Origin of the sequence: Tenacibaculum retecalamus (genome assembly GCF_027941755.1) — a bacterium.
In the GTDB taxonomy this organism is placed as follows: Bacteria; Bacteroidota; Bacteroidia; order Flavobacteriales; family Flavobacteriaceae; genus Polaribacter; species Polaribacter haliotis_B.
Window position 1 is genome coordinate 1,560,236 of sequence record NZ_CP115916.1, and the last position, 23,509, is coordinate 1,583,744.

Annotated in this window: 16 protein-coding genes, 1 other RNA gene and 1 pseudogene; 6 read left to right on the forward strand and 12 right to left on the reverse strand. The window is 32.5% G+C overall.

Features of this window, described 5'->3' with window-relative positions; all coding sequences use genetic code 11:
- Positions 1 to 48 precede the first annotated feature (48 nt).
- Positions 49 to 942: a DUF72 domain-containing protein gene (locus PG912_RS07455; RefSeq protein WP_275687027.1), complete on the reverse strand. Its 894-nt coding sequence runs from the start codon at positions 940 to 942 to the stop codon at positions 49 to 51.
- A 3-nt stretch (positions 943 to 945) separates the two neighbouring features.
- Positions 946 to 1,898 (reverse strand): annotated as a pseudogene (locus tag PG912_RS07460) (patatin-like phospholipase family protein).
- Positions 1,899 to 1,947: 49 nt separating this feature from the next.
- On the opposite strand from PG912_RS07460, the gene PG912_RS07465 reads away from it, so the two are divergent.
- The 5 genes from PG912_RS07465 (at position 1,948) to PG912_RS07485 (ending at position 10,673) form a co-directional block, all read left to right on the forward strand.
- A complete protein-coding gene (locus PG912_RS07465; RefSeq protein WP_275687028.1) occupies positions 1,948 to 3,006 on the forward strand; it encodes a beta propeller repeat protein in 1,059 nt (352 codons plus the stop codon).
- Positions 3,007 to 3,082: 76 nt separating this feature from the next.
- Positions 3,083 to 6,016 (forward strand): amidohydrolase family protein, encoded by a 2,934-nt coding sequence (locus PG912_RS07470; protein WP_275687029.1) that lies wholly within the window; start codon positions 3,083 to 3,085, stop codon positions 6,014 to 6,016.
- A 19-nt stretch (positions 6,017 to 6,035) separates the two neighbouring features.
- Positions 6,036 to 7,334 carry an amidohydrolase family protein gene (locus PG912_RS07475; protein WP_275687030.1) on the forward strand — a complete coding sequence of 433 codons (1,299 nt, stop codon included), beginning with the start codon at positions 6,036 to 6,038 and terminating at the stop codon, positions 7,332 to 7,334.
- 172 nt (positions 7,335 to 7,506) lie between these two features.
- Positions 7,507 to 8,298, forward strand: a complete 792-nt coding sequence (locus tag PG912_RS07480; RefSeq protein WP_275687031.1) for a TrmH family RNA methyltransferase — start codon at positions 7,507 to 7,509, stop codon at positions 8,296 to 8,298.
- 74 nt (positions 8,299 to 8,372) lie between these two features.
- Positions 8,373 to 10,673 (forward strand): DNA topoisomerase 3, encoded by a 2,301-nt coding sequence (locus tag PG912_RS07485; protein WP_275687032.1) that lies wholly within the window; start codon positions 8,373 to 8,375, stop codon positions 10,671 to 10,673.
- A gap of 225 nt (positions 10,674 to 10,898) precedes the next feature.
- Here the strand turns inward: PG912_RS07485 and PG912_RS07490 are convergent, their stop codons facing one another.
- The gene (locus PG912_RS07490) at positions 10,899 to 11,573 is read right to left on the reverse strand and encodes a TrmH family RNA methyltransferase (RefSeq protein WP_275687033.1); all 675 of its coding nucleotides are present in this window, start codon (positions 11,571 to 11,573) and stop codon (positions 10,899 to 10,901) included.
- Positions 11,574 to 11,623: 50 nt separating this feature from the next.
- Here PG912_RS07490 and PG912_RS07495 point away from each other — a divergent pair, with 50 nt between their 5' ends.
- A complete protein-coding gene (locus PG912_RS07495) occupies positions 11,624 to 12,310 on the forward strand; it encodes an SIR2 family NAD-dependent protein deacylase (protein ID WP_275687034.1) in 687 nt (228 codons plus the stop codon).
- Here the strand turns inward: PG912_RS07495 and PG912_RS07500 are convergent.
- The 9 genes from PG912_RS07500 to PG912_RS07540 form a co-directional block, all read right to left on the reverse strand.
- A complete protein-coding gene (locus PG912_RS07500) occupies positions 12,291 to 12,758 on the reverse strand; it encodes a DUF6495 family protein (RefSeq protein WP_275687035.1) in 468 nt (155 codons plus the stop codon). The genes PG912_RS07495 and PG912_RS07500 overlap by 20 nt on opposite strands.
- Complete coding sequence (locus PG912_RS07505) at positions 12,748 to 13,431, reverse strand: peptidoglycan DD-metalloendopeptidase family protein (protein WP_275687036.1); 684 nt, start codon at positions 13,429 to 13,431, stop codon at positions 12,748 to 12,750. The genes PG912_RS07500 and PG912_RS07505 overlap by 11 nt, the downstream gene beginning before the upstream one ends.
- A 64-nt stretch (positions 13,432 to 13,495) precedes the next feature.
- Positions 13,496 to 15,757 carry an aconitate hydratase gene (locus tag PG912_RS07510; protein WP_275687037.1) on the reverse strand — a complete coding sequence of 754 codons (2,262 nt, stop codon included), beginning with the start codon at positions 15,755 to 15,757 and terminating at the stop codon, positions 13,496 to 13,498.
- Between the two features lie 287 nt (positions 15,758 to 16,044).
- Entirely contained in the window at positions 16,045 to 18,822 is a 2,778-nt protein-coding gene (locus PG912_RS07515) for a bifunctional aconitate hydratase 2/2-methylisocitrate dehydratase (protein ID WP_275687038.1), read from the reverse strand.
- 322 nt (positions 18,823 to 19,144) lie between these two features.
- An RNA gene (gene rnpB / locus PG912_RS07520) (RNase P RNA component class A) lies at positions 19,145 to 19,453 on the reverse strand.
- 233 nt (positions 19,454 to 19,686) lie between these two features.
- Positions 19,687 to 20,820 (reverse strand): molecular chaperone DnaJ, encoded by a 1,134-nt coding sequence (gene dnaJ / locus PG912_RS07525; RefSeq protein WP_275687039.1) that lies wholly within the window; start codon positions 20,818 to 20,820, stop codon positions 19,687 to 19,689.
- A gap of 55 nt (positions 20,821 to 20,875) precedes the next feature.
- Positions 20,876 to 21,457 carry a nucleotide exchange factor GrpE gene (locus tag PG912_RS07530; RefSeq protein WP_260586098.1) on the reverse strand — a complete coding sequence of 194 codons (582 nt, stop codon included), beginning with the start codon at positions 21,455 to 21,457 and terminating at the stop codon, positions 20,876 to 20,878.
- Positions 21,458 to 21,532: 75 nt separating this feature from the next.
- A complete protein-coding gene (gene murA / locus PG912_RS07535; protein ID WP_275687040.1) occupies positions 21,533 to 22,846 on the reverse strand; it encodes a UDP-N-acetylglucosamine 1-carboxyvinyltransferase in 1,314 nt (437 codons plus the stop codon).
- Positions 22,847 to 23,503 (reverse strand): DUF4290 domain-containing protein, encoded by a 657-nt coding sequence (locus PG912_RS07540; protein WP_275687041.1) that lies wholly within the window; start codon positions 23,501 to 23,503, stop codon positions 22,847 to 22,849.
- Positions 23,504 to 23,509: the final 6 nt, after the last annotated feature.

Consider the following 23,509-nt stretch of genomic DNA (forward strand, 5'->3'; position numbering starts at 1 on the left):
TAATTTTAAATAAGTAAATAATCCAGCTTTAAAGCTGGATTATTTATGTTACAACAAACTCATTTGCTGATTTATATTTTCATTCGGAACTTTTAAATCAGTTCCCAATACATTGTTTAATTTCTTTATAAAATAAGCTGCTAACAAAGGTGATTCTACTTCTATATTCTGATGAATAAAAAAGTGTATGTTTTTTAATCCTAAATCGCTCCATTCTTTTAAACGGTACACCCAAGCATCCAAACGTTCATAGTCCAACGGATGATTTGCTCCTACAAATCTGATAAATGCTTCATTATTTGTCATATTCATATGTAACATATCTCGCCGACCAGCAGTATCTACTAATATATTTGCAATAGTATTCTCTTCTAATAACTGCGTCAACTCATCAAAAACAATCACATCAGAAAACCATTCTTTATGCCGAACTTCTATCGCAAGTGGAACTCCTTTTGGCCAACTGACAACAAAATTTCTTAGTACCTCAAAATTACTAGGACCAAAATCAGCATGCATTTGTAAAAAAATAGTTCCTAATTTTTCTTGTAGATGAGCAGCATTATCTAAAAATAAATTCACGGAATCTTGAGTTTGCTGTAAGCGCTTAAAATGACTAATATCCTGTGTCAATTTCGGAAAAAACTTAAATCCTTTTGGTGTTTTTAAATTCCATTTTTCAAATTGTTCTGCTGAAAAAACACGGTAAAACGTGGCATTTAATTCAATTGAATTAAACTGTTCTGAATAATACCCTAATTCATCTTTTGTTCCCTTCGGATAAAATCCTTTTAAATCTGCCTTATTCCATTTTGCACAACCAACATATATTGTCGGTTTCTCTACCTTATCAAAAGAGCTTAATAAACTTACGGTTTTGTGATGTGTTTTAGGTAAGGTAAAATCTATTAATTCAGGATTGGCAACTTTTCCAAACTTCATAAACTATGCGTTTTCTAACCCTTCTTCTACCTCTTTATTATCAATCATTTCTGGTCTAAACTCGCTCATTTTATCATCATCAATTTTTTTAGCATAATTATAGCCAGATTTCCACCATTTTTTCATTTTCTCTTTATCAAAAACCAATGAATTGGTTGTTAAAACAGTTGGTGTATAATATAGGTTTAGTTTTACACCGTGTTGTTTTGCAAAAAGTTTTCCAATTGTAATATTGTGTTTTTCTACATTTTCGAGCATAAAATCAAAAGTATCCATCATTAATGAAAACGGATTTTTTGCTGGTAATCTATTTATTTGCGTTACCTCAGTTGCTAAAATAATTGCATCTACTTCGGTGGCACCTCTAAGAATTGCTTCTCTTATCGGAACCAAACTACCAAAACCTCCATCGGCATATTGGCAATGATTTTTTTCTAACAAGCTCATAAAAGGCACATAATTACATGAACCCCAAATCCAATCGCAAAAATCATCATAATCACAATCTAAAATCGATTTATATTCTATCTGATTCGCTGTTAAATTTGATACCGTAACAACTACCTCTTTGTTTTTTTCTCTAATTTCATTGTAAATTTCTTTGGTAACTTTTTTCTTTATTAGTTTTCGTAAGTTTTTACTTTCACCAAAAGTTTTTCTACCGTTTAAAAAATTCCAAAAAGTATTTATATGACGAATAGAAATTACTTTCTCTCCATGAACAGATTTCACTTTAAACGGACTGTTACTAAAAATAGCTTTCTGATCCACCGAAGTATACAACTCTTTTAACTCATCAACCATACCTAAAGCCAAATGCGACACCATTAAACTTCCTGTTGATGTTCCTAAAAACATATCGTACTCTTTCTTCTTTTTTTCATCAAATACTGGGCTACACCACCGCCAAATGCTCCCTTACTACCTCCTCCAGAAATTACCAATGCTTTTTTCATTGTTTTAATTTGATTTGTCTATTTTTAGTTCTGTAAAAATATCAAAAAAATGAAACACTTTTCACTTTTAATTATAGTCGCTTTTATTTCTTTTTCTTGCAAAAAAGAATATCAACCAAGATTATTAAAAAATGTAATAATTACTGAATTTAAACAAGATAGTACAAGTATCAGAGCTATTTATCCAATAAATAAAACTAGTTTGTATTACGCTGGTTCTAATGGAAAAATTGGTTTCACAAAAAGTAATGGAGAAAAATGGGGTGAAAATTCTTTTATCAAAATTAAAGATAATGACACTCTTATTCCTAATTTTAGAAGTATTGCTTATAACGGAACAGCTGTTTTTGCTTTAAGTATTGGCAACCCTGCACTACTTTATAAATTAAATAACACATCAAAAACAACAAACTTAGTATATACCGAAACACATGAAAAAGTTTTTTATGACAGTATGAAATTCTTTCCAGATAATAAACACGGAATCGCAGTTGGCGATCCTACCGAAAATTGTGCTTCTATTATTTTAACTTCGGATGGTGGAAATACTTGGAATAAATTACCTTGTGAGAACTTACCTGTTTTTGAAGAAGGCGAAGCTTTTTTTGCAGCTAGTAATACCAATATAAAAATTGTAAACAATACAGTTTGGATAGCTTCTGGAGGAACGAAAGCTCGAATTTTAAAATCTACTGATTTTGGAAAAACATGGCAAATTTATAATACTCCTATAATTCAAGGAGATGGACCTCAGGGAATTTATTCTATCGATTTTTATGATGAATTAAACGGTATTGTCATTGGTGGTAATTATGCAAAACCTAATGATAATTGTGCCAACAAAGCCATAACTTCTGATGGTGGAAAAACTTGGACGTTAGTTGCCGATAATCAAAACCCTAATTACAAAAGTTGCGTGCAATATGTACCAAATACCAACGGAAAAGAGGTTTTTGCTGTAGGTAAAACCGGTGTTTCATTTTCTAATGATGGCGGACATACTTGGACGGAAGTAAGCACCGATTCTTACTACGCTATTCAGTTTGTAGACAAAAACATTGCTTGGCTATCAGGGCATCAAAAAATTGGAAAGTTAGTCTTAAAATAATCTTAATTATTTGTTAAAACATTATTTACTCACTATTAAATAAATATCTTTATCACATAACTAAACTTAATCATTAATGAAAAAAATACTTATGTTACTAGTATTTCTTTGTGCATCAGTCATTCATGCGCAAGAATACTTTCCAAGTAATACAGGAGTTAAAACCTCAAAAAATAAATTATTCGCATTTACAAATGCAAAAATTTATGTAAGTCCAACCAACATTATTAAAAAAGGAACATTACTTATTAAAGACGGTAAAGTTTTAGAAATAGGTAAATCTGTAAAAATTCCGCAAGGAACAGAAATTATTAATTTAAAAGGAAAAACTATTTATCCTTCTTTTGTAGATGCTTATAGCACCTTTGGAATAAAAGCACCTAAAAGAAAAAGCGGTAGAGATTCACAATACGATGCTAGCAGAAAAGGGTATTATTGGAACGATCATATTCGTCCTGACACTGATGCTTTTGATGCTTTTGCTTTTGATACTAAAAAAGCTAAAGAATTAGTCAATTTAGGTTTTGGTGTTGTAAATACACATCAAAATGACGGAATTATGCAAGGTAATGGTGTACTAGTAGCCTTAAACACTGCAACCTCTGATGCTTATCGTATTTTAAATAAAAAATCTGCTAATTATTTATCATTTAGTAAAAGTAACAAATCACGTCAGTCGTATCCTACTTCTCGTATGGGTGCAATGTCTTTATTACGTCAAACATATTCTGATGCAAATTGGTATGCTGCTGGTAATATTAACAATACAGATTTAGCTTTACAAGCTTTAAATGATAAAAAAGAGCTTCCTCAAATATTTAGCGCTGGAAATTATTTAGATGATTTACGTGCTGACAAAATTGGTGATGAATTCGGAATTCAATACACAATCCTTGGAGGCGGAAATGAATACGAGCGAGTAAACGATATTAAAAACACCAATGCTACTTTTATAATTCCTATTAATTTCAGAAAAGCTTATGATGTAAGTAATGCTTTTTTAGCTGATAAAATTGCGTTGAGTGATATGCGTAAATGGAATCAAGAACCTGCAAACCCTGCTGTTCTTGCTAAAAACAATGTGCCATTTGCTTTAACTACTTTTAAATTAAAAAAAGTAAAAGAATTTAATGCTAATTTAAACAAAGCTATTAAATTCGGATTAGATAAAACTACAGCTTTAAAAGCCTTAACAAGTGTTCCTGCTAAAATTTTACAAAATGATAGAATCGGAAACTTAAATAAAGGTAGTTATGCTAACTTTTTAATTACTTCTGGAGATATTTTTGATAAAAACACTACTCTTTACGAAAACTGGGTACAAGGAAACAAAAATGTTGTAAACGATATTACTATTAAAGATCTTTCGGGTGAATATTCATTGGCAGTTAATGGTAATACCTATAACATGTCTATCAGCGGAAAAGGTACTAAGCAAAAAGCAACAATTAAAAAAGATGGAAAAAAGGTAAACTCTAAATTTTCTTTTAAAGATAATTGGATGTCTATTACTTTAAGAGAAGGTGATGCTTTTACACGTTTATCAGGAATGGTAGATGCTAAAAATATTAAAGGAAAGGCCATAACCAATACTGGTGATGAAACCAATTGGACAGCTACTTTCAATTCTAAAAAAGAAGACAAAAAGAAAAAGAAGAAAAAAGAAGACAATATTAATGTTGTTGCTGTTTCTTATCCAAATATCGGATATGGTAATTATACTAAAACACAAAAAGAAACTATTTTAATAAAAAACACCACTGTTTGGACTTCTGAAAACAAAGAAATCTTAACAAATACTGATGTTTTAATTAAAGACGGAAAAATTTCTCAAATAGGAAAAAATATTTCAGCAAGAGGAGCCAAAGTTCTTAATGGTGAAGGAAAATATTTAACCGCTGGTATTATTGACGAGCATTCTCATATTGCAACTTCTGCAGTAAACGAATCTGGTCATAACTCTACTGCCGAAGTTACTATTGAAGATGTTGTTGATCCTGATGATGTAAATATTTATAGAAATATTGCAGGAGGAGTTACTTCAATCCAAATTTTACATGGTTCTGCTAATCCAATTGGTGGTCGTTCTGCAATTATCAAACTTAAATGGGGAGAAAATGCTGATGGATTAATCTATAAAAACAGTCCGAAGTTTATCAAATTTGCCTTAGGTGAAAATGTAAAACAAGCCAACTGGGGAGATTTACAAACAGTTCGTTTTCCACAAACACGTATGGGAGTTGAACAGGTTTATATCGATTATTTTCAACGTGCAAAAGAATACGACGCTAAAAAGAAAAGCGGACAACCTTATCGTAAAGATATCGAGTTAGAAACGTTAGCTGAAATCATTAATAAAGAACGTTTTATTTCGTGTCACTCTTACGTACAATCAGAAATTAATATGTTAATGAAAGTTGCTGAAAAATTTGATTTTAACATCAACACATTCACACATATTTTAGAAGGATACAAAGTAGCTGATAAAATGATAGAACACGGCGTTGGTGGTTCTACATTTGCAGATTGGTGGGCGTACAAATACGAAGTTAACGATGCAATTCCTTATAATGCTGCAATTATGCATAACCAAGGAATTACAGTTGCTATTAATTCTGATGATGCTGAAATGTCGCGTCGCTTAAATCAAGAAGCTGCTAAATTGATAAAATATGGTGGATTAAGTGAACAAGAAGCTTGGGAAACTGTTACCATAAATCCTGCTAAATTATTACACTTAAACGATCGTACTGGTAGTATAAAAGTTGGTAAAGATGCAGATGTTGTTTTATGGAGCGGAAATCCTTTATCTATTTATAGTAAAGCTGAAAAAACAATTATTGATGGTGCTGTTTATTTTGATATTAAAGAAGATAAAAAGAAACGTGCTACAATTAAGGCAGAGCGTGCTAAATTGATTAACATGATGTTGCAAGAAAAATTAAAAGGAGCTAAAACTCAAGCACCTGTTAAGAAGTCTAAAAAATTATTTCACTGTGATACAGAATAAGAAACCAAAAACATTAAACATGAAAATTAAAGTTATATATAGTTTATTATGTTTCTTATTAATAGGAAATATAATGGCGCAACAAACACCCGCCGCAAAACAAACACAAAATTATAGTATCGAGGGAGCAACCGCTCACTTAGGAAACGGAAAAGTGATTGAAAATTCATTAATCATGTTTTCTGAAGGGAAAATTTCTTTTGTTGGTAGTGCAATGATGAAAATTGCCAGAAAAGGGAAAGTCATAAATGCTAAAGGAAAGCATGTGTATCCTGGGTTTATTGCTGCAAACACTTCTTTAGGATTGGCAGAAATTGATGCCGTAAGAGCTACTGTAGATGCTGATGAAGTTGGTGCTATGCTACCTCACATTCGTAGTATTATTGCTTATAATACAGAAAGTAAAATAGTGGAATCTATGCGTCCGAACGGAGTATTAATGGGACAAATTACACCTCGTGGTGGTGTTATTTCAGGAACTTCATCTGTAGTACAGTTTGATGCTTGGAACTGGGAAGATGCTGCTTTAAAAACGGATGATGGAATTCACATGAACTGGCCAAGTGATTTTAGTCGTGGTCGTTGGTGGTTAGGAGAAGATCCTGCCTTAAAACCAAATAAAAACTACGCTAAAAACATCAATCAGATTACTGATTATATTAACAATGCAAAAACATATTTAGCAAGTAACAAATCTGCTAAAATTTTACCTTATGAAGCTTTACAAGGGGTTTTAAATGGTTCTCAAAAAATGTTTGTGCATGTAAGCGGGCAAAAAGCAATTACTGATGCAGTAAAGACTTTAAAAAAGGTTGGGATTAAAAGTATTGTTATTGTTCACGGAACCGAAGCTGAAAAAGTAGCCGATTTATTAAAAGAAAATAATATCCCAGTAATTTTAGAGCGTGCACACCGTTTACCTGGTGCTGAAGATGAAGATTATGATTTACCTTATCGTGCTGCTAAAATATTATCAGATGCTGGTATTTTAATTGGTTTAGGTATGGAAGGCGAAATGGAACGCATGAGTACGCGTAACTTACCTTTTTATGCTGGTACTTATGCTGCTTATGGTTTAGGTAAAGAAAAAGCATTGCAATTAATTACACAAAATAATGCCAAGATTTTAGGCATTGATGATAAAGTAGGTACTTTAGAAGTTGGTAAAAATGCCACTTTATTTATCTCAGAAGGTGATGCGTTAGATATGCGAACTAATATTTTAACAGAAGCTTTTATTCAAGGTAGAAAAATTAGCTTAGAAACGCACCAAACAAAACTTTGGAAACGTTACTCTAATAAATACAAAAATCAATAACAACAAAAAAGCTCGGTATAAATACCGAGCTTTTCATTTTAATTCAAATAAATATTAAAAAAATGTCCCCTTATTACATTTTTTAATAATAAAACTGAATTTACAATTGCTTTACAAAGATTAAAATAAAATCAATAGTAAAAAATACCCTTAATTGGGTATTTTTGTATTTATGAAACAAATTAGCAGCATACAAAACCCTTTTATCAAGGATTTATTAAAGTTACAAGACAAATCTCGCGAGCGAAAAAAGAAAGGATTGTTTTTAGTAGAAGGACAACGTGAAATATCTTTAGTTGTTGGCGGTGGTTATGAAATAGAAACTATTTTATTTGTTCCGAATATGTTGTCTAACGAAAATTTAGATAAGCTGTTAAAACATACGGCAAACTGTATAGAAATCACCAAAGAAATCTACAAAAAAATTGCCTATCGCGATACTACCGAAGGTGTAATTGCTGTTGTTAAGTCAAAATATTTTAATCTAGAAAATATTAATTTTAATACCACTACTCCACTTATTTTAGTTTTAGAAGGTATTGAAAAACCCGGTAATATTGGTGCCATGTTGCGTACAGCAGATGCTGCAAATGTAGATGCTGTTTTTATAGCAAACCCTAAAACCGATTTGTTTAATCCTAATATTGTGCGCTCTAGTGTTGGTTGTTTATTTACCAATCAGATTGGTATAGGAACATCCGAAGAAATTATTGATTTTTTACAACAGCATAAAATTAATATCTATAGTGCTACGCTTCAAAATTCTAACGAATATCACAAAAACGATTATACCAGACCTACTGCATTAGTTGTAGGAACCGAAGCAACGGGGCTAACACAAGTTTGGCGAGATAAAGCAACGCAAAACATTAATATACCTATGCAAGGACAAATAGATTCGATGAATGTTTCTGTAGCCGCTGCCATTTTAACTTTCGAAGCCAAAAGACAACGTGGGTTTTAAATATACTTTTAACATAATAATTTTATTGTCGTAACTCAAGTTTTTTAGTAATTTCGAGTTTCTAAATAGTTTTAATGAAAGTCTGTATTGCCGAAAAGCCGAGTGTAGCACGCGAAATTGCTAATATATTAGGAGCCAATACCAAACGAGATGGTTATTTCGAAGGTAATGGTTATGCAGTTACCTATACTTTCGGACATTTATGTACACTTTTAGAACCTAAAGACTACAAACCGCATTGGAAAAGTTGGGATTTAAACAACTTACCCATGCTTCCCGAGCGTTTTAATACCAAAGTAACCAACGATGGAGGTATAAAAAAACAGTTTAATATCGTTAAATCATTATTTGAAAGAGCAGATGTTGTTATAAACTGTGGGGATGCTGGTACAGAAGGAGAACTCATACAACGTTGGGTAATAAACCAAGCAAATTATAAAGGAGAAGTACAACGCTTATGGATTTCTTCACTAACCGAAGAAGCTATTAGAGAAGGTTTTAATAATTTAAAACCCGCCGCACAATACGATAATTTATATTACGCAGGTTTTTCTCGTGCCATTGGCGATTGGCTATTGGGCTTAAATGCAACGCGATTATACACCGTTAAATTCGGCGGTTACAAACAAGTATTATCGGTTGGTAGAGTGCAAACTCCTACCCTAGCCATGTTGGTAAATCGTTTTAAAGAAATTCAACATTTTAAGCCACAACCCTATTGGGAACTTCAAACTCTATATCGCGAAACACTTTTTAGTTACGAAGAAGGTCGTTTTCTTAAAAAAGAAGAAGGTCAGGTTTTTGCTGATAAAGTAAAAGAGAGTGATTTTGAAATTACTTCAGTTACCAAAAAGAAAGGAAAAGAATACGCTCCTAAATTATTTGATTTAACAGGTTTGCAAGTTTATTGTAATAATAAATTTGGATTTTCTGCGGATGAAACCTTAAAAATAGTACAGAAACTCTACGAAATGAAAGTAGTTACCTATCCGAGGGTTGATACTACTTTTTTACCGAATGATGTGTATCCGAAAATAGCAGGAATATTAACCAAGTTAACAGACTATAATCAGTTAACAAAACCGTTATTAGATCAAAAAATAAAGAAATCTAAAAAGGTTTTTGACGATAAAAAAGTTACCGATCACCACGCTATTATTCCTACCGGGATTCAGAATAATTTACAGTACAACCAACAACAAGTGTATGATATTATTACACGTCGTTTTATAGCTGTTTTTTATCCAGAAAGTGATGTTGCTAACACTTCAGTAATTGGTGAAGTTGATAAAATTTCTTTTAAAACAAGCGGAAAAGAAATAGTATCTAAAGGATGGCGTGTTGTTTTTGAGCACGGAAACGATACTAAAAAAACAGAAGCAAACACCTTACCTACTTTTGTAAAAGGTGAAAAAGGACCACACGAACCTAGCTTTTTAGAAAAAGAAACCAAACCGCCACGTAATTATACAGAAGCTAGTTTATTACGTGCTATGGAAACGGCAGGAAAGCAGGTTGATGATGATGAAATGCGAGAGTTAATGAAAGAAAACGGAATTGGTCGTCCGTCTACGCGTGCTAGTATAATAGAAACTTTATTTAGAAGAAAATATATCGAACGTCAAAAAAAATTAGTGATTCCTACACAAACAGGAATCGATTTAATTGATTTAATTGACAATGAATTATTAAAATCTGCCGAATTAACCGGTCGTTGGGAAAAGCGTTTAAAAGAAATTGAAAGAGGGGAATTTAATGCCGGAACTTTCATCAACAACATGAAAAAAATGGTGGATGAATTGGTGTATGAAGTCCGTTCTAGCACTAAAACAAAACGGCTGTCTTCTGAAAATGAAGCTCCGAAGGTGAAACCAAAAAAGGCAGCACCTAAGAAAAAAACAGTCGTTGCTAAAGAATGTCCGAAGTGTAAAAAAGGTCAGTTATTAAAAGGGAGTACCGCCTACGGATGTTCTGGTTATAAAAGCGGGTGTGATTTTAAATTGCCGTTCGAATTTATGGATAAAAAAATATCTGAAAATCAATTAATTCGTTTAATAGACAAAGGATGTACCACTAATTTAAAAGAATTTAAACACGGCAATGATAAAATTGAAGGTTTGGTTCGTTTTGATGATAATTTCAATTTAAAACTAGAACAAAAACAAACATCAGTTAAATCGGAGTCGAAAAACACAGAGACAATCACCTGCCCGAAATGTAAAAAAGGGGCTGTTTTAAAAGGAAAATCTGCTTACGGATGTTCTCATTACAAAAATGGTTGTGATTTTGTGTTTACGTTTGATAACATTAAAAAAATAGCCAACGGACAAGCGTTAACTAAAGAGTTGGTTTTAAAAATTATTAGTTCTAATTAATACTTAACGTCATTCTGAACTTGCTTCAGAATCGCATCTTGTAAAACAAGAACAAATCCGTTTGTATGTAAACCTAAAACAAACTCAGGTTGACGTAAAATACCCTCTTTTAAAAAATCAAAAAAATACTAAAATCCGTCATTCTGAACTTGTTTCAGAATCACATCCTATAAAAACGAATTAATTTATGTAAAACCTGAAACGAACTTAAGTTTTCAAATACTTTTATTTACTAAGCTCTTTATAATAGTGTGCTGTTAACTTTTCAGGATTTTTAATCGTGTTTTTAATCCATTCAAAATACAACTCTTTCTTTTCTGAATCACTTAATTGCCATTCGACATTTGTTTTCTTCAATCGAGAAGTTACATCATTTAAAGTAATTGCAGCGGCAACCGATATATTTAAACTTTCTGTAAAACCAACCATCGGAATTTTTAAAAATCCGTCAGCTTCTTGTTTAATATAATCTGAAATTCCGTCTTTTTCAGCTCCAAAAACAAAAGCAGATTTTTTAGTAACATCAAAATCAGCCAAAACACACGAATCGGTATGCGGCGTAGTACCAATTATCTGATATCCTTTTGCTCGTAAATCTTCTAAACAAGTTTTGGTATTATCGCCATCTTCTTTAAAGCGGTTAATATTTAACCATTTCTGACTTCCTTTTGCAACGTGACGAGAAACTTTATTGGTAAATCTGTTTTCAATGGCATACACATCTTGCACTCCGAAAATATCGCAACTTCTTACTACTGCACTTGCATTATGAGGTTGATAAATATCTTCTAACACAACTGTAAAATGGCGTGTTCGCTCATTTAACACTCTTGTAAATGTTTCTTTTCTTTTATCAGTAATAAAACCTTCTAAATACGCAAATAATCCTTCATCAATCATAGTACAAACATACTAAAATTTCATATTTTTAAGGAGTAAAACTTTTACTGATGAAAAAACGAATCGTAATATTAACAGGTGCGGGAATTAGTGCCGAAAGCGGGATAAAAACCTTTAGAGACGCTGATGGTTTGTGGGAAGGTCATGATATTTACGAAGTTGCCACACCTGAAGGTTTTTATAAAAACCCAGAATTAGTCCTCGACTTTTACAATCAACGAAGAAGACAATTACTTGCTGTTTCTCCTAACAAGGCTCATTACAATCTTGTTAAGTTAGAAGAAAATTATCATGTTGATATTATTACTCAGAATGTTGATGATTTACATGAACGTGCTAAAAGCACCAACGTTTTACATTTACACGGTGAGTTATTAAAAGCAAGAAGTACGGCTAATATCAATTTGGTTTACAGCTGTAAAAAAGATATTATTTCAGGTGATTTATGTGGAGAAAAATCGCAATTACGTCCTCATATTGTTTGGTTTGGCGAAGATGTACCAATGTTAGATAAAGCTATAGAAATAACGGCTAAAGCAGATGTTTTAGTAATTATTGGTACTTCTATGCAAGTATATCCTGCGGCTAGTTTAATTGATTATATCTCAAATAAAACACCTATTTATTTTATAGATCCAAAACCTGTGGTAAATAAAAACGCCTTTAGTAATTTAACAATTATTAAAGACGTTGCTAGTTTAGGAACTGAAAAGTTACTTACGATGTTAGCTTATTAAAATATTCAAATAGCTCCCCTTTAGAAATAGTACTTCCTTTTTCTATCAAATCGAAAACTTCGGTATTTCTTTCTTGTTCGTATTTTTTTGTTCCTGTAAAAAACTCTATTTTTTTGTCATTCGGATTTTTCATCAACCATTCAAAACCTTCTTGCTCTAATAAATTTATTTCTTTATCAACTTTTATAACAATACGATGAATTTCTTCTTCATCACATTTAAATAAGTTTACCACTTTTGGAGAAAAATGTTCTAAATATGCTGTTTTAGTAAGCACATCATCCCAAACTACATCACTAAAAACATTCATTTCATCTTCAGCTACTTGCGGTTTTTCTTCTTTTAATTCTTTCCATTCTTTAGCATCGATACTTTGTGAGGCTAAAAAACGAGCAAATTCTTCATGTAATCCTTCAAATTGTTCTTTGGTAAGTTGTCTATACTTCATTTGGCAATTTTAATAATAAATTAGGGTTTGGGCAATTTTCCTTGTAAAAATTAAGCGTCTTTTCTGATGATACTCCTGGGTAATCGCCTTGGTTACCTTCCATATCAATTATCAGTTGAAAATGTAAATGAGGAGCATAATCTCCGTTTACTGAGTTATCACCTAACACTGCTATTTTTTCACCTTGTGATACTTTATCTCCAACACTTAAGTTGTTTAGTGAATCTTCTGATAAATGGCCATAAAGCGAATAAAAAACACGATCACCAAAAGTGTGTTTTAAAATGATTGTTGAGCCGTAATCACCGTGATTTGTATTATTTTTAAAGCTATGTATCTCGCCATTTAAAACAGCTAAAACAGCGGTATTAGCATCACACCATAAATCGATACCTAAATGAATATTTCGTTGATTTTCTTTTAATTGTTTCGTAAAATATTCACTTCTGTTATAAATATCTCTTTTTTCCAAGTATCCTCCAAAAGCAACTTTCGCATTTTTTTCTTTAAGATACTGCGCTATATATATTTCCCATTCTGATGATGATGATACATCAAAATTTAATTGCTTATTTTCTGATGAAATTGAAATATGAATATATTCTTCAAAAGTAATAGATGAATCTATTACTTTTAATGGTTCTTCTGATATCTTATTTAGTAAATCTTTCATATTACAAAAATAAAGAACTCCAGGTAAAAACCTGGAGTTCTTTCGTGTTAACGATAAATTTTAATTATGCGTTTTGCTTTTTAATTAAGTTCAAAGCAGAACCTTCATTATACCATTCTATTTGTCCTTGATTATACGTATGATTTACCATAACAATATCTTTAGAACCATCGGCATGCACAACTTCAATTGTTAATTGTTTGTTAGGTGCAAAATCTTTTAAATCTGTAAAATTAAAGGTATCATTTTCTTGAATTAAATCATAATCTGATTCCTTAGCAAACGTTAAACCTAACATACCTTGTTTTTTAAGGTTTGTTTCATGAATACGTGCAAAAGATTTTACAATAACCGCTGCAACACCTAAATGACGTGGCTCCATAGCTGCATGCTCTCTTGATGAGCCTTCACCATAATTATGATCTCCAACAACAATAGTAGGTACTCCTGCTGCTTTATAAGCTCTAGCTACATCTGGCACACCACCAAACTCTCCTGTTAATTGATTTTTTACAAAATTTGTTTTCTTTCCAAAAGCGTTTACGGCACCAATTAAGCAGTTGTTAGAAATATTATCTAAATGCCCACGGTAACGTAACCATGGTCCTGCCATAGAAATATGATCTGTAGTACATTTACCAAATGCTTTTATTAATAATTTAGCCCCTTTTATATCATTTCCTAAAGGCGTAAAAGGTGTTAATAACTTCAAGCGTTCTGAGGTTGGATTTACTGATATATTTACACCGCTTCCATCTTTTAAAGGTTCTTCATAACCAGAATCTATAACATCAAATCCTAAAGGTGGTAACTCAATACCTTTTGGTTCATCTAATTTTATTTCTTCACCATCTTCATTAATCAACGTATCATTCATTGGATCGAAATCTAAACAACCTGAAATTGCAATAGCTGCAACCATTTCTGGTGATCCTACAAATGCATGTGTATTTGGGTTTCCGTCTGCACGCTTAGAAAAGTTTCTATTAAATGAATGTACAATTGTATTTTTTTCTTCGCCTTTTCTATCACTTCTGTCCCATTGCCCAATACATGGTGCACAGGCATTCGTAAAAATAGTAGCATCTAAATCTTCAAATATTTTTAAAACACCATCACGTTCAGCTGTAAAACGAATTTGCTCTGAACCAGGGTTGATTCCAAAATCAGATTTAGGTTTAATTTTTTTATCTACTACTTGCTTTGCTATTGATGCTGCTCTCGTTAAATCTTCGTAAGAAGAATTTGTACAAGAACCTATAAGTCCCCAATCTACTTTAATTGGCCAACCATTTTCTTTTGCTTTTGCACCTAACTCACCAACTGGCGTTGCTAAATCGGGTGTAAAAGGTCCGTTTAAATGTGGACGTAATGTACTTAAATCAATTTCAATAACTTGATCAAAATATTCTTCTGGATTAGCATATACTTCTGCATCACCTGTTAAATATTCTTTTACTTTGTTCGCTTCATCTGCAACATCACTTCTATCGGTAGCACGCAAATAACGCTCCATTGATTCATCATATCCAAAGGTAGAAGTAGTAGCGCCAATCTCAGCTCCCATATTACAAATGGTTCCTTTTCCTGTACAAGATAAGTTCCTTGCTCCTTCTCCGAAATATTCAACTATAGCTCCAGTACCACCTTTTACAGTAAGAATACCTGCTACTTTAAGAATAACATCTTTAGCAGACGTCCATCCATTTAAGCTACCTGTTAATTTTACCCCTATAAGTTTCGGGAATTTAAGTTCCCAAGCCATTCCTGCCATTACATCAACTGCATCTGCTCCACCTACACCAATTGCTACCATTCCTAAACCACCAGCATTTACGGTGTGAGAATCGGTGCCAATCATCATACCTCCTGGAAAGGCATAATTTTCTAAAACAACTTGATGAATAATTCCTGCTCCTGGTTTCCAAAAACCTATACCATATTTATTAGAAACTGAAGCTAAAAAATCAAAAACTTCACTACTTGTTTTGTTTGCTCGTTTTAAATCTACTGCAGCTCCTTGTTTTGCTTGAATCAAGTGGTCACAGTGTACTGTTGTTGGTACAGCTACTTTTGGTTTTCCGGCTTGCATAAATTGTAATAAAGCCATTTGTGCTGTAGCATCTTGACACGCAATTCTGTCTGGTGCAAAATTGACATAATCTTTACCTCTTTGAAATGCTTTGTTAGAAGTTTCATCCCAAAGGTGAGCGTATAAAATCTTTTCTGAAAGTGTTAACGGTTTTCCTACAATTTCTTTAGCTTTTTCTACACGCTCAGCCATTGTAGCATAAACCTTCTTTATCATTTCTATATCAAATGCCATAATAAATAATATTAGTTTAAAAGTAACCTAATATACAAAATAAAGTATGACTTTAATAAGTATTATAATTCTTTCAGTTTGATTTCTAAAGTGCGTTAGGGATTGAAATGGAAATCCTTTTTGTGAGGCACGAACAGAAAGATTGGAAAAGAAAGCCCGACCCTTGTGGTAACGCCCAACTTATTGGTATAATTTCTGATATTTTAGAAGTACTCTAAATGACTTTTAAATAAAAAATCCCGAGCCTAAGACTCGGGATTTTAACTATTTTATATAATCTTTTTTTATTATCTCACTAACTGCTTTGTAGAAGGTTTAAACTTCGTTAAAACAATACCATCTACAGCTGCTTCGTATTCTGCCATAGTTGGTGTTCTACCTAAAATTGTAGATAAAACTACTACTGGAGTTGATGATAATAGAGATTCTCCTTTTTTCTCACCAGAATCTTTTACAACTCTACCTTGAAATAAACGTGTTGATGTTGCCATAACCGTATCTCCTGGTGCTGCTTTTTCTTGGTTACCCATACATAAATTACAACCTGGTCGCTCTAAATATAACATGTTTTCGTACTTGGTACGTGCTAAACCTTTTGGTGCGTTATCGTCAAATTCGAATCCTGAGTATTTTTGTAATACTTCCCAATCTCCTTCTGCTTTTAACTCATCAACAATATTGTATGTTGGTGGTGCAACTACTAAAGGTGCTTTAAATTCAACTTTACCATGTTGTGTTTCAATGTTTTTTAACATTTGAGCTAATATTTTCATATCTCCTTTGTGAACCATACAAGATCCTACGAAACCTAAATCTACTTTTTTAGTTCCACCATAAAAAGATAATGGACGAATATTATCGTGTGTATAACGCTTAGAAACATCATCGTTATTTACATCTGGATCCGCAATCATTGGTTCTGCGATTTCATCTAAATCAATAATAACTTCTGCATGATACTTCGCGTTTGCATCTGGTCTTAAAGATGGTTTGATACCCGTTTTAAGTTCCGTTATTCTAGTATTAGCTTTATCAACTAAACCTTTAAGCACTTGCTTTGCATTGTCCATTCCTTTATCAATCATGATTTGGATACGGCCTTTAGCAATCTCTAAAGATTCTATTAAAGTATCATCTTCAGAAATACAAATAGATGCTTTTGCTTTCATCTCTGCAGTCCAATCTGTGAATGTAAAAGCTTCATCTGCAGTAAGCGTTCCAATATGAACCTCAATGATTCTTCCTTGAAAAACGTTTTCACCACCAAATTGCTTTAACATTTGAGATTGTGTAGCGTGCACTACATCACGGAAATCCATATAAGATTTCATTTGTCCTTTAAAAGTAACTTTTACAGATTGTGGAATTGGCATTGAAGCCTCACCTGTAGCTAATGCTAAGGCAACTGTTCCTGAATCTGCTCCAAAAGCAACTCCTTTAGACATACGTGTGTGAGAATCTCCTCCAATAATAATGTCCCAATCACCAACAGTAATATCGTTCAGTACTTTATGAATAACATCTGTCATTGGAAAATATTTCCCTTTAGGATCACGACCAGTAATTAAACCAAAATCGTTCATAAAGCTCATTAATCTTGGTATGTTTGCTTTCGATTTATCATCCCAAACTGAAGCTGTATGACAACCCGATTGGTAAGCACCATCTACAATTGGAGAAATAACTGTAGCAGCCATCATCTCTAATTCTTGAGAAGTCATTAACCCTGTAGTATCTTGAGAACCTACAATATTTACTTCTACACGAACATCAGATCCTGCATGTAAAACAGCTCCTGGTGTAGTACCAACGGCATTTTTATTGAATATTTTTTCAACAGCTGTTAAGCCTTGCCCTTCAATAGTAATTTCTTTTGATGGTGCATAAACTGGTATCACATCAATATTTAATACTTTAGATGCAAAAGTTTGTAATTTTTTACCGAAAACAACAGCATAAGAACCACCTGCTTTCATAAACTCCATTTTTTGTGGTGTAAATGCAGCAGAAATATCTTTTAACTCTTTATTGCCGTTGTATAATTTTTTCTCTTTTGTATTAATCGTCAGTACTGTTCCTGTAGCAACAGAATACTCTTCTTTTAATACTGGATCTCCATTTTCATCACGAATTGTGTTTCCTTCTGCATCTTTTTGTTGAACCCAGTTTTTAAGGTCTAAACCAATACCACCAGTTACACCAACAGTTGTTAAGAAAATTGGAGAAATTCCGTTTGTTCCAGCAATTGCCGGAGCGATATTAATAAAAGGTACATACGGACTCGATTTAATTCCTGTCCATAATGCGACGTTGTTTACACCAGACATTCTAGAAGAACCAACTCCCATTGTTCCTTTTTCAGCAATTAACATCACTCTTTTATCAGGATGCTGCGCTTGTACTGCTTTTAGTTCGGCTTGTTGTTCTTTATTGTGCTCAAATAAACACTGACCGTGTAATTCTCTATCTGAACGAGAGTGTGCATCACCACCTGGAGATAATAAATCTGTTGAGATATCACCAATTCCTGCGATAAATGTTACCACCTCTATTTTTTCATCTATTTCTGGTAATTTCGTAAAAAACTCCGCTTTTGCATAGCTTTCAATAAGCTCTTTTGCAATAGTGTTTCCTAATTTAAAAGCTTCTTCTAAGCGAGCAGTATCTGCTTCATAAAGAAAAACTTGAGTTTTAAGAACTTCTGCAGCTTGTTTAGCTAAATCTTCATCATTACCTAAAGCAAGATCCAATAAAACATTTACTGAAGGACCTCCTTTCATGTGAGATAACTGTTCGAAAGCAAAAGTTGGTGTAATTTCTTTTACTATTGATTCTCTTAAAATGATTTCCTTTAAAAATTGAGCTTTTACACCAGCTGCACTTGTAGTACCTGGCAAAACATTATAGATAAAGAAATTAAGAGAATCTTCTCTAAACTCATTATCTAAATCTTTTATTTGCTCAATAATTTGACTTAATAATTCAGCTCCATCAATTGGCTTTGGATGAAGTTCTTGAACTTTCCTGTCTTCTATCTCTTTTATATACTCTTTATAAATACTCATTCTAGAGGTTTTTTAAAACATTAAACACCTAACTACAATTAGCTGACTACATCTATTCTTTCATCAACTTTAGTATAAATACTATTGATCACATGAATAGAAAAAATCAAATTGTGTAATTTTTGTTGAGCAAAAGTACTATTTTTAGTCCAATTTTAAAAGATAAACACAGAACTAGGTGAATTACTAAGTAAAGAGTAATTTATATTCAAAAAAACAAGAAATCAATAATAAATAAAAGGTTAACTGTTAATTTTTTATCAAAAAAACAATTCAAAACCATTAAAATAATTAGTAAATCAATAGTTAAAATATATAAAAATAAAAAAGCAGACCTATAAGCTGGATTCTGTTCCTTATAAATAAGGCTCTTATCATTTCTCTAGTTTTACAATTACTTGTAAAATCAATCTGCCTACCCCTTAGAATCGCGCGAGTAGCGCTCGAGCTCTAATGTACATGACATTGCACCGCATAGAGTTTACCTGGTTTCACTACAGCCTTACCTGTACATACTTTCTGCTGCACTTGTCCTCGGTTTACACCGGACGGGTGTTATCCGCTATGCTACTCTATGGTGTCCAGACTTTCCTACTTATACTAAATATAAGTCGATAAGATGGTCTGCTTCAATATTTTTATAAAATTTGCTCTTTTCATAAAAAAACCCACTCAATAAATTGAGTGGGAAAATTGCTATGAAAAAGAAAAAGTGTCTAGAACGTCTTCTAGACGGTACAAATATAAGAATGTTTTTTAATTTATCTATCATTTTTTTAAAAATAATAAAAAACAAAACCCTTTCAAAAAAATGAAAGGGTTTCAAATACATTTAAATAACTACTAATTAAGTATTTAAATGTATTAAGAAAACATATCTTTTACTTTATCAAAAAATGATTTATCTGATTTTTGAGGATTTGGGCTAAAGTTATCGTCTTCTTTCATTTCTTCGAAAAAATTTCGTTGTTCTTTAGTTAGTTCTTGCGGTGTCCAAACATTAATATGTATTAAGAAATCGCCTTTTCCATAACGTTCTATACTTGGTAAACCTTTTCCTTTTAATCTTAAAATTTTACCCGATTGTGTTCCTGCCTCAATCTTTATTTTTACTTTTCCTGTTACTGTTTCTACTTCTTTAGAAATACCTAAAACTGCTTCAGAAAAATTAATATACAAATCATAATGCACATTACTTCCTTCTCTTTTTAAAGTTTCGTGCTGAACTTCTTCAATTAAAACTAATAAATCTCCTGGAATAGAGTTTTTACCTGGAGCTTCATTTCCTTTACCTCCTACTTTTAATTGAACACCTTCTGTAACTCCTTCTGGAATATTTATTGAAACAGTTTCTTCTTTAACAATTAAACCTTGCGCATCTGATCCACCTGGTTTACTATTAAGTATTTCTCCTGCTCCTTGACATGTACCACAAGTAGTTGCTGTTTGCATTCTACCTAAAATAGTATTGGTAACTCGCATTTGCTGACCACTACCATTACATGTTGTACACGTTTTATAAGTAACTCCGTCTGCCTGAACTTTTCTACGAACTTTAACCTTCTTCTCTACTCCGTTTGCGATTTCCTCTAAAGTAAGTTTTACTCTAATTCGCATGTTAGATCCTTTAACTCTGGCTTGTCGTTGACCTCCGCCGCCACCGAAACCGCCAAAGCCACCTCCGCCACCACCAAAAATATCTCCGAATTGGCTGAATATGTCATCCATATTCATTCCGCCACCGCCAAAGCCGCCACCGCCACCTTGTGCACCATCAAAAGCTGCATGACCATATTGATCGTAACGTGCTTTTTTATTCTCATCACTTAGTATTTCATATGCCTCGGCACATAACTTGAATTTCTCTTCAGCATTTTTATCATCCGGGTTTTTATCTGGATGATATTTTATCGCCATTTTACGATATCCTTTTTTTATCTCTGGTTGTGACGCCGATTTTGAAATACCTAATACTTCGTAATAATCTTGTTTTGCCATTGTATTGTTAATTGACAATCATCAATAAATAATTGATAATTGGAACTATTATTTTTTATGCTTGTGCTACTACTACTTTTGGATGACGAATAATTTTATCTCCTAACTTATATCCTGTTTCTATACAGTCAATAATCTTCCCCTTTAAATCATCTGAAGGTGCTGGAATTTGTGTAATTGCTTGGTGTACTTCTGCATCAAAAACATCTCCTTGCTTTACTTCAATAGCTGTTAAGCCTTTTTGTTCTAGTGTTTTTACCATTTTTTGGTAAATTAACAATACTCCTTTACGTAATTCTTCTGCTTCTTTATCATCATCTGCATGTGTCAGAGCACGTTCAAAATCATCTAAAATTGGCAGTAAAACTGTCATTACTTCCTTTCCTGCTGTTTTATAAAGCTCCATACGTTCTTTAGAAGTACGTTTTTTATAGTTTTCGAACTCTGCAAACAAACGTAAATGCTTGTCTTTCTCTGCCTGAAGTAACTCCTCAGTAGTTGGTTCTACTTCTTCTACAACCTCTTCTACTTCTGGTGTTTCATCAATTGGCGCATTATCAATAGCGTCTTTTAATTCGTCTTCTTTTGTATATTGATCTTTACTCATTGTAAATCGTTTCTTTAAATTCTTCAGCATAATTTTATCAATAATATTGCCAATAAAAAAATCGTGTCATGTTGACACGATTTTTATTTTATATTTTTACTTTTCTTACTCTTCTATTCTTTCAATTTTAGCTCCGATCGATTTTAAACGAGCTTCAATGTTTTCGTACCCTCTATCAATTTGTTCAATATTATTAATAATACTGGTTCCTTTTGCTGATAAAGCTGCTATTAATAAAGAGATTCCTGCGCGAATATCTGGCGAAGTCATTTTTGTTGCTTTTAACATCGATTTAAAATCATGACCAATTACCGTTGCTCTATGAGGATCACATAAAATTACTTTTGCGCCCATATCAATCAATTTATCAACAAAAAACAAACGACTTTCAAACATCTTTTGGTGGATTAATACCGTTCCTTTTGCTTGTGTTGCAATAACTAACACAATACTTAACAAATCTGGTGTAAATCCAGGCCAAGGTGCATCTGCAACTGTTAAAACAGATCCGTCAATATAATTTTGAATCTCATAACTATCTTGTGCCGGAATATAAATATCATCTCCTTTTTTCTCTAACTGAATTCCTAGTTTACGAAATACACTTGGTATTTGCCCTAAGTTTTTCCAACTAACATCTTTAATCGTTAATTCAGATCGCGTCATTGCCGCCACACCAATCCAACTACCAATTTCAATCATATCAGGTAATACTCTATGCTCGCATCCTGCTAAAGAAGTTACTCCTTCAATAGTTAATAAATTAGAGCCAACTCCTGTTATTTTAGCGCCCATAGAATTTAACATTTTAGATAATTGTTGAATATAAGGTTCGCAAGCTGCATTGTATATTGTTGTAGTTCCTTTGGCTAAAACTGCTGCCATAATAATATTGGCAGTTCCTGTTACCGAAGCTTCATCTAAAAGCATATCGGCACCAACCAATCCATCTTCAGCTTCAACACCGTAAAAATATTCTTCTTTATTGTAACGAAATTTAGCTCCAAGATTAATAAAGCCTTCAAAATGGGTATCTAAACGACGACGTCCAATTTTATCGCCTCCCGGACGTGGAATATATCCTTTACCAAAACGTGCTAATAAAGGACCAACAATCATTATTGAACCTCTTAATGAACTTCCGTCTCTTTTAAATTCAGGTGATTCTAAATATTGTAGATTGATTTCATCTGCCTGAAAACTATATGAATTTGCACTTAATTTTTCTACTTTAACACCTAGTTCTCCTAAAATAAATATTAGTTTGTTTACATCAATAATATCTGGAATATTATTAATTACTACTTTTTCGGCAGTTAATAATACCGCACATATAATTTGTAGTGCTTCGTTTTTTGCTCCTTGAGGTGTTATTACGCCACTAAGTTTGTGACCTCCTTCAATTTTAAATGATGCCATTTATTTTTTTCTGTGTTTATTATTACTGTAATTCGTTTTTCCTTTAGGAGAATTTTTATGATTTGTCTTACCCTGTTGAGTAGTACGTTTTCTTAATAAGTTTTTACTTTCTGCTAACTTTTCTGTAGTTTCTCTTAAGTCTATTTTTTTATCAGATAAATCATATAAATGCTTAAAAATAACAGCATCATCAACTGTATCTTTATTCCAATTTAAATAGCATTTTTTCATGTGATTAGCAATCGTAAAAACCAATGCTTCTCTTTTATCACCTTCTTCCCAAGTTAATGCAATATTTATCATGGTTTGAATGTTGTTACCGTAATAACGATATCTTGAAGCAGATTTTGGGTAATCCATCTTTTCTGGCTTCTCTGTTAGCTCTTCTTTAGATGGTGTTTCATATGGTGAATCAGCATCTAATTTAAAATCGGCAATTATATGTAACTGATCCCAAAGTTTGTGTTTAAAATCTGGCACATCGCGTAAATGAGGTTGTAAATTCCCCATTACATCTACAATCGCTTTTGCCATTGTATTTCTTTCTTCTTTTGTCTCTAAAGCGATGCAGTGATTTACTAATTTTTGTATATGTCTTCCGTATTCCGGAATTATTAAGTGATCTCTTTCTGAATTGTACTCTAAATCAAACGTCATTTCTCT

Excerpts from the sequence above, each read along its gene's own strand:
- PG912_RS07515 (WP_275687038.1), bottom strand. The coding sequence starts at position 18,822 with ATGAGTATTTATAAAGAGTATATAAAAGAGATAGAAGACAGGAAAGTT.
- PG912_RS07470 (WP_275687029.1), top strand. The coding sequence starts at position 3,083 with ATGAAAAAAATACTTATGTTACTAGTATTTCTTTGTGCATCAGTCATT.
- PG912_RS07475 (WP_275687030.1), top strand. The coding sequence starts at position 6,036 with ATGAAAATTAAAGTTATATATAGTTTATTATGTTTCTTATTAATAGGA.
- PG912_RS07500 (WP_275687035.1), bottom strand. The coding sequence starts at position 12,758 with ATGAAGTATAGACAACTTACCAAAGAACAATTTGAAGGATTACATGAA.
- PG912_RS07530 (WP_260586098.1), bottom strand. The coding sequence starts at position 21,457 with ATGCTGAAGAATTTAAAGAAACGATTTACAATGAGTAAAGATCAATAT.
- PG912_RS07505 (WP_275687036.1), bottom strand. The coding sequence starts at position 13,431 with ATGAAAGATTTACTAAATAAGATATCAGAAGAACCATTAAAAGTAATA.
- PG912_RS07480 (WP_275687031.1), top strand. The coding sequence starts at position 7,507 with ATGAAACAAATTAGCAGCATACAAAACCCTTTTATCAAGGATTTATTA.
- PG912_RS07455 (WP_275687027.1), bottom strand. The coding sequence starts at position 942 with ATGAAGTTTGGAAAAGTTGCCAATCCTGAATTAATAGATTTTACCTTA.
- PG912_RS07485 (WP_275687032.1), top strand. The coding sequence starts at position 8,373 with ATGAAAGTCTGTATTGCCGAAAAGCCGAGTGTAGCACGCGAAATTGCT.
- PG912_RS07510 (WP_275687037.1), bottom strand. The coding sequence starts at position 15,757 with ATGGCATTTGATATAGAAATGATAAAGAAGGTTTATGCTACAATGGCT.
- murA (WP_275687040.1), bottom strand. The coding sequence starts at position 22,846 with ATGGCATCATTTAAAATTGAAGGAGGTCACAAACTTAGTGGCGTAATA.
- dnaJ (WP_275687039.1), bottom strand. The coding sequence starts at position 20,820 with ATGGCAAAACAAGATTATTACGAAGTATTAGGTATTTCAAAATCGGCG.
- PG912_RS07540 (WP_275687041.1), bottom strand. The coding sequence starts at position 23,503 with ATGACGTTTGATTTAGAGTACAATTCAGAAAGAGATCACTTAATAATT.
- PG912_RS07465 (WP_275687028.1), top strand. The coding sequence starts at position 1,948 with ATGAAACACTTTTCACTTTTAATTATAGTCGCTTTTATTTCTTTTTCT.
- PG912_RS07490 (WP_275687033.1), bottom strand. The coding sequence starts at position 11,573 with ATGATTGATGAAGGATTATTTGCGTATTTAGAAGGTTTTATTACTGAT.
- PG912_RS07495 (WP_275687034.1), top strand. The coding sequence starts at position 11,624 with ATGAAAAAACGAATCGTAATATTAACAGGTGCGGGAATTAGTGCCGAA.